17 protein-coding genes and 1 pseudogene are annotated in these 16,449 nt (G+C 65.2%); 16 read left to right on the top strand and 2 right to left on the bottom strand.

The annotated features are described in order from the left end of the window. Nucleotides 1-37 precede the first annotated feature (37 nt). From AUL30_RS00835 to AUL30_RS00855, 5 genes and pseudogenes are all read left to right on the top strand, one after another. Complete coding sequence (locus AUL30_RS00835) at nt 38-304, top strand: hypothetical protein (protein ID WP_062225835.1); 267 nt, start codon at nt 38-40, stop codon at nt 302-304. After that, nucleotides 301-1,488 carry a low temperature requirement protein A gene (locus tag AUL30_RS00840; RefSeq protein ID WP_062225838.1) on the top strand — a complete coding sequence of 396 codons (1,188 nt, stop codon included), beginning with the start codon at nt 301-303 and terminating at the stop codon, nt 1,486-1,488. The genes AUL30_RS00835 and AUL30_RS00840 overlap by 4 nt, the downstream gene beginning before the upstream one ends. A 177-nt stretch (nt 1,489-1,665) precedes the next feature. Continuing rightward, nucleotides 1,666-2,025: pseudogene (locus AUL30_RS00845) on the top strand (amidohydrolase family protein); the annotation flags it as partial. Between the two features lie 216 nt (nt 2,026-2,241). Continuing rightward, nucleotides 2,242-2,775: a hypothetical protein gene (locus AUL30_RS00850; protein ID WP_062225842.1), complete on the top strand. Its 534-nt coding sequence runs from the start codon at nt 2,242-2,244 to the stop codon at nt 2,773-2,775. After that, entirely contained in the window at nt 2,775-3,233 is a 459-nt protein-coding gene (locus AUL30_RS00855; RefSeq protein WP_062225844.1) for a DUF421 domain-containing protein, read from the top strand. The genes AUL30_RS00850 and AUL30_RS00855 overlap by 1 nt, the downstream gene beginning before the upstream one ends. On the opposite strand, the gene AUL30_RS00860 is transcribed toward AUL30_RS00855, so the two are convergent. Then, nucleotides 3,227-4,297 (bottom strand): NAD/NADP octopine/nopaline dehydrogenase family protein, encoded by a 1,071-nt coding sequence (locus tag AUL30_RS00860; RefSeq protein ID WP_062225846.1) that lies wholly within the window; start codon nt 4,295-4,297, stop codon nt 3,227-3,229. The genes AUL30_RS00855 and AUL30_RS00860 overlap by 7 nt on opposite strands. Nucleotides 4,298-4,508: 211 nt before the next feature. On the opposite strand from AUL30_RS00860, the gene AUL30_RS00865 reads away from it, so the two are divergent. The 11 genes from AUL30_RS00865 (at nt 4,509) to AUL30_RS00915 (ending at nt 15,709) form a co-directional block, all read left to right on the top strand. After that, entirely contained in the window at nt 4,509-5,615 is a 1,107-nt protein-coding gene (locus tag AUL30_RS00865; protein WP_062225848.1) for an extracellular solute-binding protein, read from the top strand. A gap of 22 nt (nt 5,616-5,637) precedes the next feature. Further along, nucleotides 5,638-6,612 (top strand): ABC transporter permease, encoded by a 975-nt coding sequence (locus AUL30_RS00870; protein WP_062225850.1) that lies wholly within the window; start codon nt 5,638-5,640, stop codon nt 6,610-6,612. Beyond that, a complete protein-coding gene (locus tag AUL30_RS00875; RefSeq protein WP_062225852.1) occupies nt 6,612-7,403 on the top strand; it encodes an ABC transporter permease in 792 nt (263 codons plus the stop codon). The genes AUL30_RS00870 and AUL30_RS00875 overlap by 1 nt, the downstream gene beginning before the upstream one ends. Next, nucleotides 7,403-8,485, top strand: coding sequence for an ABC transporter ATP-binding protein (locus AUL30_RS00880; protein ID WP_062225854.1), 1,083 nt, complete (start codon nt 7,403-7,405; stop codon nt 8,483-8,485). Before AUL30_RS00875 ends, AUL30_RS00880 begins: the two co-directional genes overlap by 1 nt. Continuing rightward, nucleotides 8,482-9,975: an NAD(P)-binding domain-containing protein gene (locus AUL30_RS00885; RefSeq protein ID WP_062225862.1), complete on the top strand. Its 1,494-nt coding sequence runs from the start codon at nt 8,482-8,484 to the stop codon at nt 9,973-9,975. The genes AUL30_RS00880 and AUL30_RS00885 overlap by 4 nt, the downstream gene beginning before the upstream one ends. A gap of 33 nt (nt 9,976-10,008) precedes the next feature. After that, a complete protein-coding gene (locus AUL30_RS00890) occupies nt 10,009-10,488 on the top strand; it encodes a CMD domain-containing protein (protein ID WP_062225866.1) in 480 nt (159 codons plus the stop codon). A gap of 1 nt (nt 10,489) precedes the next feature. Beyond that, entirely contained in the window at nt 10,490-11,065 is a 576-nt protein-coding gene (locus AUL30_RS00895) for a peroxidase-related enzyme (protein ID WP_062225867.1), read from the top strand. Beyond that, complete coding sequence (locus tag AUL30_RS00900) at nt 11,062-12,426, top strand: MATE family efflux transporter (protein ID WP_244490666.1); 1,365 nt, start codon at nt 11,062-11,064, stop codon at nt 12,424-12,426. The genes AUL30_RS00895 and AUL30_RS00900 overlap by 4 nt, the downstream gene beginning before the upstream one ends. 172 nt (nt 12,427-12,598) lie before the next feature. After that, on the top strand, nt 12,599-12,850 hold the full coding sequence (locus AUL30_RS00905) for a hypothetical protein (RefSeq protein ID WP_157069797.1): 252 nt from the start codon (nt 12,599-12,601) through the stop codon (nt 12,848-12,850). A gap of 263 nt (nt 12,851-13,113) precedes the next feature. Next, the gene (locus AUL30_RS00910) at nt 13,114-13,986 is read left to right on the top strand and encodes a BUD32 family EKC/KEOPS complex subunit (protein WP_157069799.1); all 873 of its coding nucleotides are present in this window, start codon (nt 13,114-13,116) and stop codon (nt 13,984-13,986) included. 85 nt (nt 13,987-14,071) lie between these two features. Beyond that, nucleotides 14,072-15,709, top strand: a complete 1,638-nt coding sequence (locus tag AUL30_RS00915; protein ID WP_062225873.1) for an FAD-dependent monooxygenase — start codon at nt 14,072-14,074, stop codon at nt 15,707-15,709. On the opposite strand, the gene AUL30_RS00920 is transcribed toward AUL30_RS00915, so the two are convergent. Then, complete coding sequence (locus tag AUL30_RS00920) at nt 15,640-16,365, bottom strand: aspartate/glutamate racemase family protein (protein ID WP_062226482.1); 726 nt, start codon at nt 16,363-16,365, stop codon at nt 15,640-15,642. The two genes, AUL30_RS00915 and AUL30_RS00920, sit on opposite strands and share 70 nt — an antisense overlap. Between the last annotated feature and the right edge of the window lie 84 nt (nt 16,366-16,449).

Below are 16,449 nucleotides of genomic sequence, written 5' to 3' on the forward strand. Positions count from 1 at the left end.
GCTGCCGTCCCGTCTTGCGAGCAGTGAAGGAAATGTCATGCACATGGCAATGGTGATCGGCGGCGGGATCGTGCTCTTGGGATTGTTCCTGCTCTTCGGCAGGCTCTGGGGCGGCACGGGCCCGGACCTTTCGCTTGCGGCCAAGCTTTTCGTGCCCGTGTGGCTTGTCATCGCGCTCGTCAACATGTGGGTGGGCGTGACCGAGGCGGGCTATCCCCTGCGCGACGAACTGCCGATCTCCATCATCGTCCTTCTCGTGCCGGCCGCGCTTGCCGGCCTGGTCATCTGGCGGCTTGCAAAATGAGTTTCCACGTAAGCGAACACATCCACCATCCTCTGCTGCGTAAGCGCGACGGGCACCATGCGCGCGTCACCTTCGAGGAACTGTTCTTCGATCTCGTCTATGTGTTTGCGGTCACGCAGCTCAGCCACGAATTGCTGCACGACCTGACGGCGGCGGGTGTCGTCCAAGTTGTCATCCTGTGGTTCGCCGTGTGGCTCGGCTGGCAATATACCTGCTGGTTCACCAACTGGTTCAATCCCGAAACGCCGCCCGTCCGCGGCATTCTCTTCGTTTCCATGGCGCTGGCACTCGTCATGGCCGCTGCGATCGGCGGCGCCTTCGAGGAGCGCGGTCTGATCTTCGCCGGTGCCTATGCCGCGATGCAGGTCGGGCGGACGGCCTTCATCCTCTTTTCCCTCGGCCGTGATCACCCGCTATGCGCCAATTACCGGCGCATGCTCGGCTGGCTGGTCATCGCCGCCTGCTTCTGGATATCAGGGGGCTTGGCAGAGGGTTGGTGGCGCGCGGGGCTCTGGGCCGCCGCGGTGCTATGCGAATATGTCTCGCCGATGTTCGGCTTCGCCCTGCCCGGTCTGGGCCGATCCTCGACGCGCGACTGGACGATCGAGGGCGGGCATCTTGCCGAACGCTGCCAGCTTTTCGTCATCGTCGCGCTCGGCGAAACCCTGCTCGCGACCGGCGCCATGCTGGCCGACGCACAAAGCTGGGATATGCAGGTTGTCTCTGCGATGCTGGCAACCTTCGTCGGCACGATCGCCATGTGGTGGCTCTATTTCGGAACGTCGAGCAAGGATGCCGTCGCCACGATCACCCGCTCGGAGGATCCAGGCCGCATCGGCGCCTATTTCCACTATGTCCACGCGATCCTCATTGCCGGCATCATCGCGACCGCGGTCGGCAATGACCTCGTCATGGCCCACCCGCATGACGGGGTGAAGCCTGCCTATGGCCTCGTTCTGTCGCTCGGACCGATCATCTATCTCGTCGGCAGCGCGATCTATAAGAAGATCGTCTACGGTAAGGTCGCTGTCTCACACATTGTGGGTGTGATCCTTCTTGCGGGGTTGATCCCCCTTCTCCTGGACACCCACCTTCTGGTTGCGGGGTGGCTGACCAGCATCGTGCTGATCGGCATCGGCTTATGGGAAGGCCGTATCCGACGACCCGGCAAGCTTGGCGCCTGAGGCCAAGCCCTCCGGCACCTCACGGTCAAAGGTCGAAACGACCGTAAGCGGGTGACCCCCGTCGATCCGATGCTGATGGTCTGGTCTGCAGGGACCCGAAAGTCTAGAAGCGGGGTGATCGTCGGCCGCGACGAGCGCGTCGACGTCATGACCGCCCTGTAGGCCGCAACGCCGGTAGCGGTATGGCAGTATCGCGAGGAAGACAAGAAGGGCTCCATCGAAATCGGGAAGTTGGCGGATCTCGTGATCCTCAACCGAAATCCGGTGACTTCGAAGGTCGACGACATCCCTGGCATCAAGGTCGTCGAGACGTTCAAGGAAGGCGTCAGCGTCTACAGCCGTACGGAACAACAAGGCGGTCTCCCCGGGCCCATGGGTCCGCGGCTGGGCGCAAAAGCCACCAGGACGGCATTCCGTGTCGATGACGGGCAAGGTATGATCCTCGGCTGCTTCTGTTGCGGTGGTTTCGCCGGTCTGGACGCAAAGAAAGCGGCGGAAGCGATGACGCTGGTTGCCGATAGCCGTTTGTTCGCGTGACGCCGGCGGCTGTCCCCAATATTCCATAGCGTTGTCCTGCGGGGAGTGGCGACCATCACCGGGACCGATGTCGTCTCCAGCAGCGGCCGGACCCTTTTTACATTCGAAAAGCCGGCTTAGGGCACGGGACTGCCTGGCCGGCCATGCGACCACGCTGGACGGCCATGCAGTGCAGCCTAATTCAAGGCTCAGGAATGCTGAGCGGACATTGCGCCCTTGCCCGAAGACAGACCCTCCTTTCCCGATCGCCTGGAAGACCGCCACATCGCGCCGCGCGGTGGGTTCCATCGGCATGCGAGCGTCATTTCCGTTGCCGTGCTCGGGGCCCTCATGGCCGCGGCGCTGGCCGGTGTCTTCGGCGGGCATGCGCCGGACGACATCGTCGTCGAGGGTGACGGTGTCCGGCTGCGCATCACCTTCCCGGAGACGATCCGCAATGGCGAGTTCTTCGAGACGGAGTTCGAGGTCACGGCCAGAACAAACGTGGAGGACTGCGTCCTTGCCTTATCGCCGTCGCTGATCCGCCGGCTGACGCAGAACTCCATGATCCCGGCGGCGGCCGACGAGACCTTCGAGGATGGGCTCTACGCCTTTTCCTACGGGCCTCTGAGCCAGGGCGAGACACTGAACGTCAAGGCGGACTTCCAGATCAACCCCGATCTGTTCCTCGGCAATGCCGGCTCCGTCGCCGTTCGGGACGGAGCGCGGCGCATCGCGGAGGCCGCCGTCACCATGAGGGTATGGCCGTAATGGATATCGTGCTGCGCGCGAGCGTGATGTTCGCCATCCTGTATGCGCTGATCCGGCTGCTCGGCAAGCGGGAGCTCGGCCAGATGACGCCCTTCGAGTTCGTCGTCCTGGTGGTCATGGGCGATCTCATCCAACAGGGCGTCACCCACAATGATTTCAGCCTGACGGGCGCGACGCTTGCCATTGCGACATTCGCCTTCTGGGGACTGGTCCTGAGCTGGACGACCTATCTGTTCCCGAGGGCCGAGCGCTTCCTGGACGGCGAACCGCGCATCGTCATCCGCGATGGCGAGTTGATCGAGGAGAACCTTCGCCGCGACAGGATCACCCGCGCCGAGATCGAAAGCGAAATGCGCCTCGCCGGGATCGCCACCATGCGCGATGTGCAATGGGCGATCCTCGAGCCGCAAGGCAAGTTCAGCTTCATCCGCCGACCCGGCGGAGCGCAGGATCAGTAGCCCGATCGCGTCAGGGCCTCCAGCGCCTCGCGCGACAGACTGTCCAGCGCCAGGGCGGGCAGAAGATCGTTGTCCTGCGTCAGGTCGCGGCCGCATGCGGCCGAAAAAATCGCGATCCCGGCCTCGTGCAGCGTTGCGGGGCGACCGGCGATCCTGCCCAGGAGCGCCGTCGGGTACAGGCCGAAGGGCACATCCTCATAGATGTAGCGCGAATCCATCGTGGCCGGCCCGGAGCCATTATGGCCCTGCCGGTGCATTTCCTGGTTCATGGCGCTCACGCTGTCCTCCGGGACATGGAACGACAGGGAGAAATGCTGCCGGACCGTGCGGACCTCACGCCCGAAGCAGTCTGCGATCGCCAGACGTTCGGCGTCCAGCGCTTCGATGAAACGGCCGACGGCCGGTGTCACATGCTCCGCCTGGCTCCACACCTCGCCCTTCTCCATGCGCGTGAGGTTGAGGAGCGCGATGCCGAGATGATTCTGCGGATTGAGATTGGACAGCGCAATAGCCATCAACCCATCCCGCGCGACAAACCTGTCCCCGAACAGATCGACGAGGAGGCGACCGCAGGCCTCAGCATCGCCGTCCGGCAGGCAGGCATAATCGACCTTCTTGCGCACGGTCGCGACATTCACGCTGTCATCCCCGCCGAGCCGCCCCGTCGTCAACGTGGTCCCCCAGGCAATGATCGGCAGCTTGATGCCGCGTTCCGCCATGAGCCGGGAGAGATACAAGGCACCGAAGGAGGCGTGCGAGGAGAAGATGACCGTCTGCCCGTTCACGAGATAGGGCGCCACGGCATCGAGCACCGCCTTGTGGCCATAGGCCGGCAACGCAACCAGAACGACCTGCTGGCCCGCAACAGCGGCCTGCGCCGATCCGGCCCAGCCCACGGCGAACTCCCCCTCAATGGCCTTGCGGGCGGTGAGCAAACCGCCGGCGGAAAGCGGCTTGAGGCTCTTTCCGGATGGCGACCAGACAGTCGGCTCGTGACCGCTCTGCGCCAGATAGGCCGCTGTACCGGCGGCTACGGCGCCTGCGCCCAGAATACCAACCTTCATCGTGTCGACTCCCGCGTTAGAACCCTTACCTGGATATCCGTCAGGACATACGTTGTGCAACCACAGGTTTGCGCATAATCTGGGCACGAGATGAGATTCCGGGAAAGGAAGACGGCTTCGCAATGCCAGGAGTTCTGGAACGGTCGTTTCCGACAGCCCGCGCGAAAACCGTCACCCATGGTCCATCGCACTTCAACCAGGAGATAATGTAATGAGCTTCGACCGGCCTAGCAGACGCTCGACCCTGAAACTCATGGGTGGGGCCGTCGGGCTCCTTGCGACGCCGTACATCATCCGCCCCCGCCCGTCCTGGGCGCAGTCGAACACGTTGAACATCACCACGTACGACAAGTTCATCCCGGAGGATTTCCTGCAGCGCTTCCAGCAGGAAACCGGCATCAACGTGCAGATCCGGCTGACGGACGATCAGGGCAAGCAGTACAACCTCCTGGCCGCCGAGGGCGCCAACCCGACGACCGACATCGTCACGGTGGTCGGGCACCGCTATTCGCAGTTCCTGAACTCGAACCTTCTGGCGCCGATCGATACGGGCCGGATCGCCAGCTGGAACAAGCTGATCCCCTCCTACCAGGATGCGCCGTGGCTGCGGATCGACAACTCGATCTGGGGCCTGCCCATCCTGGCCGGCTTCGAATGCCTGGCGCGCAACACCGACTATGTCGAGGATGTGGACAGCTGGAGCGTCATGTTCGACGATGCCAACAAGCAGGCGACGTCCTACATCGTCAGCGACTTCCTCTCCATCACCATGAAGTACATGGGGTTCGACGGCGATTACGTGACCTATGTCGACAAGCCGCAGGAAGCCCAGGAGGCGACCAACAAGGCGCGTGACTTCCTCATCGCCAACAAGGACAAGGTGCGCCGCTATTACGACGCCGGGTCCGAGGTGCAGCAGATGTTCATCAACGAAGACATCTACGTGGCGCAGGCATGGTCCGGGCCGATCTCCAAGCTGATCATGGAAGGCCATCCGATCGCCCAGTCGGTGCCGAAAGAAGGCACCTACGGCTTTGTCTACACGTTCAACGTGGTCAACAACGCGGCCAATGCCGACAATGCCTACAAGTTCCTGGAGGCGGTCGCCGCTTCGCCCGAAGTGGGCGCCGCGATGACCCGGCAATCGGGCTTCAGCTCCACTTTTGCCGGGGTGGATCAGATCCTCGACGAGCGCGAGCGCGCGGCGTCCGTGCTGCCGCCGGAACAGGTGGAGCGGATCACCTTCTTCTCGTCCATCAACCGCGACATGAAGAACGAGATGATCGACAGGGCCGTTGCCGAGATCAAGGCGGCCTGATCCGGTGACGACTCCCGAAAAGTTGAGCGGCGCTCCCCCCTCGGGGGCGCCGGCTCGCGCAAATGCGCGCTACGCTGGTTCCTGGGGCCGGCTCGTCGCCTCCCCGACCTATCGCAACACGTTCGGACGCCTGTTCGACAGCCGTACCGGGCGGCTCGCTCTCCTGTTCAGCGTGCCGGCCATCTGGTTGATCGTGTTCGACCTCGGGCCGGTGTTCCAGCTCGTGCGCATCAGCCTGATGAGCCAGTACCCCATCGTCCACGAGGGCGGTTCGGCGCTCACACTCGACAATTTCCGCGTCTTCTTTGCGGAGCCGCTCTACTTCACGCCGCTGATCCGCTCGGTCCTGTTCGCCTTTGCCGTGACGGCGGTCACGCTCCTCGTGGTCTATCCGGTGGCCTACTACATCGCCAAGATCGTCCGGCCCGAAAACCGCACGCGCGCGCTGCTCCTGCTGCTGATCCCCTTCTGGGCGGGTGAGATCATCCGCACCTATTCGGTGATCATGCTTCTGGCCAATCGCGGGGCCGTCAATTTCGCTTTGCGGGAGCTGGAGCTGATCACCCGGCCCATCCCCATGCTCTACAATTACTATTCGCTGTCCTTCGGCATCGTCTACCTGGTCTGCCTCTATATGCTGCTGCCGCTCTATTCGGCCCTGGAGAAGATCCCGACGCCTCTTTTGCACGCCGCCGCGGACCTTGGCGCCGGGCCTTTCACACGATTCCGCCGAATCGTCCTGCCCCTGTCGCGCGATGGAATCGTGTCGGGCTGCTCGCTCGTCTTTCTGACGACGATCGGTGTCTTCGCAACGCCGATCCTTCTGGGCGGCCCTTCCACCGGATTGTTCCCGGAGACGATCGCATCCTTCTTCCATGGCGCCAGTGACAGGTGGCCGGTCGGCGCCGCCATGTCGGTGGTGATGCTGGTCCTGTCGCTCGGCATTGCCGGCATGTTCATGGCGATCGTCGGTCGCCGCAACGTAAGGTTCATGTGATGGGACGCCTCGCAGACGGGCCACGACTGGCCCTCTCCGCCGCCTACTGGATCTTCGTCCTGTACCTCCTCGGCCCGCTTCTCCTGATGACGGCGCTGAGCTTCAAGGACGCGAATTTCATCTCCTTCCCCATCGGGGATACGACGCTGGCCTGGTATGCGCAGGTGGTCCAGGATCAGCAGTTCCTGTCCGCGCTCTGGTATTCGATCCTGATCGCCGCGGCGGTGACGCTGGTGTCCACCGTGGTCGGCGTCTGGATCGCCATGCTGGTTTCGGCCGAGAATATCTGGTTCCGCGCCGGGATCTTCGCCATCGCCTGCCTGCCGGCGGTGGTTCCGGGCATGATCTCGGCCATTTCCATCCGCATCTTCGTGGCGACGATCGACATGCCGACCGGCACGGCGGCGATCATCCTGGGACACAGCATCCACGCCGTGCCCTTCGTGATGATCATGGCGCTGACCCGGCTGCGCACCATGCCGGCCAATCTGGTGGATGCGGCCCGTGATCTCGGCGCCGATGCCTTCGTCGCCTTCTGGCGGATCACGCTGCCCTATCTCAAGCCGGCCATTTACGGCGGCATGATCTTCGCCGCGCTTCTGTCCATCGATGATTTCGTGCGGACCTTCTTCCTGGGCGGCTATCGAACCACCATTCCCATGCTCATGTTCGCCAAGCTGCAAGGCGGCATGAGCCCTGAAATCAACGCCATGGCGACGCTGATCCTTGTCGCGACGGCCGTGATCGGCCTTTACGCCGAATATGCGACCCGCCGGGCGAGGAGCCGTTAATGACCAAGGTTGCCGAGTTCATCGACGTCACGAAGATCTATGGCGGCGCCACGGCGGTCGACAGGCTGAACCTGTCGATCGAGCCCGGGCAGTTCGTCACGCTGCTGGGGCCTTCGGGCTGCGGAAAATCCACCACGCTGCGCATGCTGGGCGGTTTCGAGATTCCCGATCATGGGCGGATCATGCTCGGCGGACGTGACGTGACGCGCGTTCCGCCCAATCGGCGCAACGTCAACATCGTCTTCCAGGACTACGCCCTTTTCCCGCACATGAATGTGCGCCAGAACATCGCCTTCGGGCTGGAACTGAAGGGCATGGCATCGGACGCCATCGAGCGGCGCGTGCGCGAGCTGCTCGACCTCGTCGAACTTGGCCCCTTTGCCGAGCGCATGCCGACCGAACTGTCCGGCGGGCAGCGCCAGCGCGTCGCCCTCATCCGGGCACTCGCGCCCGATCCTGAAGTGCTACTCCTCGACGAACCCTTGTCCGCGCTGGACGCCAAGCTGCGCCACCAGATGCAGGTGGAGCTGAAGAGCATTCAGAAGCGGACCGGCAAATCCTTCCTCTTCGTCACGCACGACCAGGAAGAGGCGTTGACCATGTCGGACCTGATCGTGGTGATGAACAAGGGGCGGATCGAGCAGATGGGCGCGCCGGAAGCCTTGTACCGCAACCCGGAAACGCGCTTCGTCGCCAACTTCATCGGCGATACCAACATCCTGTCCGGCCGGATCGCCGGAACGGATGGCGCGCGGATCGTCCTGGACTGGGGGCCGCGGCGGGTCGTTGCACGCGCCTGCGCCACGCCGGCAGGCGCAGGCAAGGCGGCGGAAATCGCCATTCGTCCGGAAGCGATCACCCTGTCCGCCGCCGCGCCGTCGCTGGACAACGCCTATCGCGCCACCGTGCGCGAACGCATCTTCAAGGGCAGTCATTCCCTCGTATCCGTGGCGCTGGAAGACGGGGCCGTGCTGGATGTCGTCGCCGATGCGTCCGGTGCGACGGAACTGGCCAACGGCCCGGTCTGGGTCGGCTTCTCGGCCGAGGATGCCGTGGTCCTGCCGGCGGGAGCCCCGTCATGACCGACCCGCTCACCGCCGCCCCGCCGCGCCTGCCGGACGCTGATGCGCGGCTGGCGGGTCTGGAAGCGCGTCTGGCCGAGGATCTGGCTCTCCTGAACTACCCACCGGCCAACTGGGTCCCGCCGCGCCGGGCGCAAGGAGACGACAGGCCGGTCAGTGACGTGGTGGTGATCGGCGCCGGAATGTGCGGCCTCGTGGCCGGCTTCGCCATGCTGCGCGCGGGCCTGTCCAACATCCGCATACTCGATCGGGCGCCGGCGGGGCAGGAAGGCCCCTGGGTCACCTATGCGCGGATGGAAACCCTGCGCTCGCCCAAGCAATTGCTGGGGCCGGCCTATGGCATGCCCTCGCTCACCTTCCAGGCCTGGTACAGGGCCAATCACGGCGATGCGGCCTGGGATGCCCTGTTCCGCATTCCGCGGCCCATGTGGATGGATTACCTCAACTGGTACCGCAAGGCGCTGAACCTGCCGGTGCAGAACGGCATGGACGTGACCCGCGTTATCCCCCGGCCCGACGGGCTCTTCGAGCTGGAGATCGCCCATGGCAGCCGGCCCGGGGTGCTGACACGGCGGGTGGTCATGGCCGGTGGCCGCGAAGGGCTCGGCCGGCCGACCATCCCGGAATTCGCCAGGCGCCTGCCGCGCGACCGCTGGGCCCATTCGTCCGATAGGATCGATTTCGACGCGCTGAGGGGCAAGCGCGTCATCGTCATCGGTGTCGGCGCATCGGCCGTCGACAATGCGGCCGCCGCACTGGAAGCCGGCGCGCGCGAGGTGCGCCTTCTGGCGCGCCGGCCGGTCATGCCCACCGTCAACAAGCTCATGGGCGTCGGCTCCTATGGGCTGACCGCAGGCTTTGCGGCCATGGCGCCAGAATGGCGCTGGCGCATCATGGCCTATGCGAACCGGCAGCAGACGCCGGCCCCCAGCAACTCGACCCGGCGCGTCAGCCGCCACCCGAACGCCTATTTCCACTTTTCCGCAGGCATCGCAGAGGCCCGCGCCGCCGATGGCGAGATCGTCCTGACGACCCGGTCGGGCCGAACCTTCCATGCGGACTACATGATCCTCGGAACCGGCTTCACCGTCGATGTAAGAGCCCGCCCGGAAATCCTTGAGATGGCAGATGAAATCGCCCTCTGGAAAGATCGCTACACGCCCCCGCCGGACGAGGCCGACGAGGCCCTGGCGGCCTATCCCTGGCTGGTGGAGGATTTCTCCTTCACGGAGCGCCAACCGGGTGCGGCGCCCTATCTTGCCCGCATCCACTGCTTCAACTTTGCCGCGTCCTTGAGCCTCGGCAAGGTTTCGGGCGATATCCCGGCCATCAGCGAAGGGGCGCAATGGCTGGTCCGGGGCCTGTCGGCGGCCTTGTTTAAGGACGATGTCGACGCGCACTGGCAGGCGCTCCTGGCCTATGAGAAGCCAGAACTGACGGGCGACGAATGGACCGATGCCGACGCGCAGGCCACAGCGCGCAGCGCCTGACGCCCGCGAGGGACCCGCAATGAGGATGAAGTGATGGAAGATGCAATCGACCGGATCGCCGGGATCGCCGAAGGGTCGGACCTGTTCGACCTGCGCGGAGAGCGGGAGGAGATATTGCGCCTCAGCCAGACGAGCTTTGCCGCGAGCCTCTTGCCGCAGGATGCGGGCGATCTGCCGCCTGCCCTGCGCGCCGCGCTTGCCGCACGCATGTCCCGGCTGACGCAGGATGCGGCGGCGGCGGCGCTCTATGACGGCATGATCGGCGATGCGCCGGAGGCGATCCGCGCCCTCGCCGATCCGGCTCACAGCCCGGCTGATGCGCAGCTTGCCGCGATGGCCGAGCGCGCCGACAAGCTGACCCTGACCCCCGAAGCGGCGACCCGGGAGGACGTGTCCCGGCTGCAGGCGGCCGGCCTGTCGACCCGTTCCATCGTATCCTTGACCGGGCTGATCGCCTTCGTGAATTACCAGTTGCGCGTTGCGGCCGGTCTTCGTGCGTTTAAGGGGAACTGACATGGCGCAGGCTTTGAAGGACTTCACGCTCGATCCGGTTGGCTGGCAGCCCTATGTCGAGCCAGTCAGGCTGGACGAGGCAAGCGAAGCGCAGCGCGACGCGTTGAAGGTGACGCCGTCCAATCGCAAGATTTCCGATTACGTGCTCGTGCTGGCCCATGATGCAGAGATGCTGCGGGAGCGCACGCCCCTCTTCAACGACATCATGTATGCCAAGGGCGGATTGTCGCGCGGCGAGCGGGAGCTCGGGTCCCTTTCGGCATCGGTCATGAACCATTGCATCTACTGCGCCTATGTCCACGCCACGCGCTATATTGCCGAAACGGATCAGCGCGAGGTGGTAGAAGCGCTCTATGCCGACAAGGACGCCGCGCGCCTGCCGGAGCGCGAGCAGGCCATCGTCGACTATTCCATCAAGCTGACGCGCGCGCCGCATAGCCTGGACAGGTCCGACACGGAGCGCCTGCACGCGGTCGGCCTGTCGGATCTGGAGATCCTCGATCTCATCCACGCGGTGGCGATTTTCGGCTGGGCCAACCGCCTTATGCACACGCTGGGCGAAGCGATCGAAGGGTGACGACCGGCACGCTGCCTGACACAGGTGATGCGGCGGGGGGCAGTTCGGCCACCCGCCCGTTCCACGTGACGAACGGGTCCGTTCTTTCCATCGCCATTCCGATGATGCTGACCCATCTGTCGACGCCCCTGGTCGGGCTTGTGTCGACGGGCGTGGTGGGGCAGCTGGGTGATGCCGCGCTGGTCGGCGGGGTGGCGCTGGCGGCGGTCATCTTCGATGTGGTCTTCGTATCCTGCAACTTCCTGCGGGGCGCCACGACCGGCTTCACGGCCCAGGCGGTCGGCGCGCAGGACCGCGCCGAGGAGCAGTCGATGCTCGCCGGCGGCATGGCGATCGCGCTGGCGATCGGGCTCCTGATCCTGGCCTTCCACGCACCCATCGGCAGGCTCGGACTTTCGCTTCTGAACGCCGATGGCGCTGTCGCCGAGGCGGCGATCACCTATTTCGCCATTCGTGTCTGGTCGGCGCCCTTCGTCCTGTTCAACTACGTCGTCTTCGGCTGGATCCTCGGCCGGGGAGAGGCCGTGGCGGCGCTCCTTCTGCAAACGCTCCTGAACGGGCTCGGCATCGGGCTCGCCGTCTGGCTGGTGCTGGTGGCGGACCAGGGCGTTGCCGGAGCGGCCTGGGCCTCGCTGATCGCCGAGGCGCTGACATCGCTGGCGGCGGTGGGTCTTGTTCTCAGCCGCTGCGAACGCGGTTCCTGGCAGCTTCACCGCCTGAAGGATCTGAGCCGCGTGAAGCGTCTCTTCAGCGTCAATGCGGACATGCTCGTGCGCTCGGTGGCGCTTCTGGTCGGCATTTCCTTCTTCACGCGGGAAAGCGCCCAGTTCGGAACCGACATTCTGGCCGCGAACACCATTCTGTTGCGCTACTATTTCCTGGCCGTGTCCTTTCTGGATGGCGTCGCTGCCGCCGCCGAGCAATTGGCGGGCCGCTCTGTCGGGGCCCGTGACCGCGCCGCCTTCGAGCGGACGGTGCGGCTGACGACGATCTGGGGCGTCGGCTTCGCGGTGGTCATGGCGCTCGCCATTTTGAGCACCGGGCCGATGGTCATAGACCTGATGGCGCCGACGCCTTCGGTCGAAGCGGCGGCCCTCGCCTTCCTGCCCTGGGCCGTCGCCCTGCCCCTGTCGGGCGTGATCGCCTTCCAGATGGACGGAATCTTCATCGGCGCCACCTGGTCGCGGGAAATGCGCAACATGATGCTCCTGTCGCTCGGCATCTACATTGCCGTTGAGAGCTTCGCCACGCCGGCGCTCGGCAATCATGGCCTATGGCTGTCCCTGCTCGTCTTCCAGGGGGCCCGCAGCATTTTCTTTCGACTGTGGATGATCCGGCTGGTTCCCCGCACCTTCGCCTGAGGGTGGGCGCCGCAAGTTGCTGGCGGCGCAATACTTTATGGGGCGGCGGTCATGCCATGCAAATTGGCTCGCCAGCTTAGCATGTATGTGCGCGTTCCAATTGTGTTCTTGACGTCACAATTGATCCTCCCAAGTACCGTCGCCATAAGGGACAAACCTGATGGAGATGGAAATGCGCCGACTTCGCACTGCACTTGTGGCCACCGCTCTGGTTTCGACACTCGGTCTTGCCGCCTGCAACAAGAACGAGAACGCGACGGAGACCACGCCGCCCGCCGGAACGGCGACCACGCCGCCGGCCACCGGCACCGATACCGGCACGATGGGCGGAACGACCGGAACCACCGGTACGGGGACGACGGGCACTGGCACTACAGGAACTGGCACCACGGGCACCGGTGGCACGACGACCCCCGCCCAGTAAGCAGGACCCGAAGAACGGGATGGGCTCCGGCCCATCCCGACATGCTGCACCCGCGGTCATGCAATCGTGACTGCAAGGCCCGCGCCCGCAATCGCTGGGCTCCTGCGCGTCCAGGGCACTTGCGGGCTCGCTCGAAACCCCTTCTCTCGAATACAGTGTGACAGAACAACTACAGGTTGTTCGCCTGCTCTCTGTTACAGTTCCATGACATGGGAACGACGCAGGCTGTATCGGCTATGTCCACTCCGCCGCAGAACGGGCCGATGACACTCGAGCAACGTGCCGCTGCACCCGGTCCCAGGATCGAGCGGCATGTCGATAGCGGGCGTGTCGTCTGGATCAAGCGGCTCGGTGTCGAGCCGCCCGGCTTCGGGCAGCGCCTGCATGCGGCGCTGTCGCGCCTCATGCCCGTTGCAAGCTGGCGTGCCTCTCGGCTCGTTGACGGACAGGGGCTTCTGGAGCGGGAACTGCACAAGCGCGCCGCGTTTCAGGACAATGGCTTCAAGATCCCCCCGCTTGTTCTGGTGTATGGCACGACGCTCGTCACGCTCGATGTGGGGCCGACGATTCTCGACCGCCTGCGGATGGCCGATGCGGCCGACGACATCGCGCTGAACGAGCGGCTCGTCGTCCTCCTGGCTGCGGAACTCGGCAGGCTGCATGCCGCCGGCCTGTGCCATGGCCGGCCCCACCCGCGTGACATGGCGCTCGACGGCAACGAGATCGTCTTCTTCGACTTCGAGGAGGAACCGGAGGCGGTCATGCCGCTTGCGGATGCGCAGGCACGCGATGTGTGGCTGATGTTCTTCCAGCTCACGGCGCTGACCCGATCGTCGCGGGCCGTGCGCCGCGCCTTCTGGGCCTATCGGCGGCAGGTCGGCTCGGATGTCCTTGTCAGCCTGGACCGGATCCTGCGCTTTTCCCGCCTTCCGCTGCGCCTGTGCCGGGCCGTGGGACGCATTCATCTGGGCGGCGACATGCGCCGCTTCATGGGGGCGACCCTGTTCCTGACCGCAGCGATGATTGCCCCGGACGTGCCCCATGCGCAGGGCTGGCAGGAGCGGCCCCAGCAGCCCGCCATGCGCAGTGTCATGCAGGACCGCCCGGAGGACGAGGACGGCACGCCCAAACATTGAGCCTTCATCGTCCGCCGGTGCTTGCAACGCCGGAACTCACGGTTCAATCATGCCGGGGATGCAACTCCGGATTGTGAGGAGTGTGATGGCGGGGGATATTCTCGTGGTCGGGGCGGGGCCTGTTGGCCTTTCGCTCGCGCTTGGTCTTGCGCGGCATGGCGTCGCCTGCCGCATTATCGACAGGCTGGTCGAGCCGCTGCCCTACTGCCGGGCCATCGGCATCACGCCCCGCACGCTGGAAGTTGCGGAGGCCATGGGCTTTGCCCGTGACATGGTCGATGCCGGCCTGTGGCTGACGGGCATGCGCTCCGTCGTCCAGGGCTATCCGGCACAGGATCGCCTGGCGCCCAACCTCGGCCTGCCCTATGCCGAACTCGGCCTTCCACAATATGAAACGGAACGCATTCTGACATCCCATCTGGAAGCGCATGGCGTGCGCGTCGAGCGCGGCCTGACGCTGACTGCGCTGAACCAGGATTCAGATGGCGTCGACGCTGTCCTCGATGGGCCGCAGGGCGGCGCTGCGCGCTTCTCCTATGTGGTCGGCTGTGACGGCGCACACAGCGCCGTGCGCAAGCTTGCGGGCATCGGTTTCGAGGGCGATGCCTTCCCTTGGCCTTTCATGCTGGGCGATGTGCGGATCGACTGGGATCTTCCCTACGGCCACGCGTTGCGGGCGCTGCGCCTGCACGAGGATGCGCCGCCGGACATGTTCATTGCCATCCCGCTGCCGGAGCGGGGCCGCTACCGCGTGTCCATGATGGCGCCGGAGGCTTTGGTCGGCTCCGGCGGATCGGACCACGGCATCCAGGCCGAGATGAAAGGGCCGAGCCTTCAGGATTTGCAGGCCATTGCCGATGACCTTCTGCCCGGCAAGCCGCCTCTGTCGGATCTGCGGTGGTCATCCATCTTCAAGATCAGCATGCGGCTGGCGTCCCGGTACCGGCAAGGCCGGCTCTTCCTGGCCGGAGACGCCGCCCATATCCATCCGCCCACCGGCGGCCAGGGCATGAACACCGGCATACAGGACGCCTTCAACCTGGCATGGAAGCTTGCCGCTGCCGTCACCGGCCGTGCGGCACCGGCACTCCTGGACAGTTACGAGGCGGAGCGCCGCCCGGTCGGCGCGGATGTCGTGGCGCGCACACGCGCCGCGAGCGAGGGCTATGGCCGCGAGGGCGGCCACAAGCCGGACCCGCTGGTGGACGCACAGATCCGCGTCCAGTACCGGGAGAGCCCCATCGTCATGCACGGCAATGCGCCCTTGCAGGAAGACCGGCTCGGCGCAGGCGATCGTGCGCCGGACGCGAACGGATTGCGACGGCGCGGCCTCGGCTTTCCGCTCCACCTCTTCGAACTTCTCAGCGACACGCAGCACACGCTCCTGATCCAGCCGGGCCCGGATGCGGCCACCACGCCGGAAGCTCTTGCCGGCGATGTCGAAACACTGCGGGCTGCCGCCGGCGGCCGCCTTGGCGCGGTCGTCATCCTGCCGGCGGGCGCACAAGCGGTCGAGAGCGGCCCGGACCTCCTGCAGATCGTCGATGCGGAAGGTTCATTCGCCGCGGCCTATGGCGCGGGCGTGTGGCTGGTGCGGCCGGATGGCTATCTGGGGTGGTGCGCCGACGGGCTGGGTGAGCCCGGGCTGCGCGCCTATTTCGAGACGATCTTCGCCCCATCCGCCGTGCCCGACAGCGCCCAGTCGACGGCGGCTGTTGCGTGAAGCGTCGTGGTATCGAAGAGCGGCAGCGGCGTATCGCCCGGCTGCACCAGGAGCATGATCTCCGTGCAGCCCAGAATGATGGCCTGCGCGCCGCGGTCCGCCAGGCGCGCCATGATCTGCGCGTAAGCCTGGCGTGATTGCGGGCGCACGATGCCCGCCACGAGTTCGGTGTAGATGATCTCGTGCACGCGGGCGCGGTCGTCCGCGTCCGGCACGATCACGTCGAGCCCGTGCCGTTCTGCGAGCCGGCCCTTGTAGAAGGCCTGCTCCATCGTGAAGGCCGTTCCCAGAAGGCCGACCTTCCGAATGCCTTGCGCGCGGATCGCCTCTCCCGTTGGGTCGGCGATGTGCAGTAGCGGAATGCGAATCGCCGCCGTGACCTCGTCGGCCAGCCGGTGCATGGTGTTGGTGCAGATCAGGACAAAGTCGGCCCCGCCCCGCTCCAGCGCCACGGCCGATTCGACGAGCTGGTCGGCCAGCGCCTCCCACGCCCCTTCATGCTGCAGCTTCTCGATCTCCCCGAAGTCCATGGACCACATCAGGCTGCGGGCCGAATGCACGCCGCCCAGGCGCTGACGCACGTCCTGGTTGATGATTCGGTAGTATTGGGCCGTGCTTTCCCAGCTCATTCCGCCGATCAGGCCGATGCACTTCATGACGCTTGCCTCCAGCATATCCCTCGCATGAGTGGATAGTTGGCTTGGTGTGCAACTGTCCACAGAGCTGTCATGGCAAGTGGC

Source organism: Aureimonas frigidaquae (genome assembly GCF_001463905.1).
Lineage (GTDB): Bacteria > Pseudomonadota > Alphaproteobacteria > Rhizobiales > Rhizobiaceae > Aureimonas > Aureimonas frigidaquae.

What these genes read in the sequence shown, in the direction of transcription:
- AUL30_RS00835 (WP_062225835.1), top strand. Translation starts at nt 38, where the DNA reads ATGCACATGGCAATGGTGATCGGCGGCGGGATCGTGCTCTTGGGATTG.
- AUL30_RS00840 (WP_062225838.1), top strand. Translation starts at nt 301, where the DNA reads ATGAGTTTCCACGTAAGCGAACACATCCACCATCCTCTGCTGCGTAAG.
- AUL30_RS00855 (WP_062225844.1), top strand. Translation starts at nt 2,775, where the DNA reads ATGGATATCGTGCTGCGCGCGAGCGTGATGTTCGCCATCCTGTATGCG.
- AUL30_RS00860 (WP_062225846.1), bottom strand. Translation starts at nt 4,297, where the DNA reads ATGAAGGTTGGTATTCTGGGCGCAGGCGCCGTAGCCGCCGGTACAGCG.
- AUL30_RS00865 (WP_062225848.1), top strand. Translation starts at nt 4,509, where the DNA reads ATGAGCTTCGACCGGCCTAGCAGACGCTCGACCCTGAAACTCATGGGT.
- AUL30_RS00875 (WP_062225852.1), top strand. Translation starts at nt 6,612, where the DNA reads ATGGGACGCCTCGCAGACGGGCCACGACTGGCCCTCTCCGCCGCCTAC.
- AUL30_RS00880 (WP_062225854.1), top strand. Translation starts at nt 7,403, where the DNA reads ATGACCAAGGTTGCCGAGTTCATCGACGTCACGAAGATCTATGGCGGC.
- AUL30_RS00885 (WP_062225862.1), top strand. Translation starts at nt 8,482, where the DNA reads ATGACCGACCCGCTCACCGCCGCCCCGCCGCGCCTGCCGGACGCTGAT.
- AUL30_RS00890 (WP_062225866.1), top strand. Translation starts at nt 10,009, where the DNA reads ATGGAAGATGCAATCGACCGGATCGCCGGGATCGCCGAAGGGTCGGAC.
- AUL30_RS00895 (WP_062225867.1), top strand. Translation starts at nt 10,490, where the DNA reads ATGGCGCAGGCTTTGAAGGACTTCACGCTCGATCCGGTTGGCTGGCAG.
- AUL30_RS00905 (WP_157069797.1), top strand. Translation starts at nt 12,599, where the DNA reads ATGCGCCGACTTCGCACTGCACTTGTGGCCACCGCTCTGGTTTCGACA.
- AUL30_RS00910 (WP_157069799.1), top strand. Translation starts at nt 13,114, where the DNA reads ATGACACTCGAGCAACGTGCCGCTGCACCCGGTCCCAGGATCGAGCGG.
- AUL30_RS00915 (WP_062225873.1), top strand. Translation starts at nt 14,072, where the DNA reads ATGGCGGGGGATATTCTCGTGGTCGGGGCGGGGCCTGTTGGCCTTTCG.
- AUL30_RS00920 (WP_062226482.1), bottom strand. Translation starts at nt 16,365, where the DNA reads ATGAAGTGCATCGGCCTGATCGGCGGAATGAGCTGGGAAAGCACGGCC.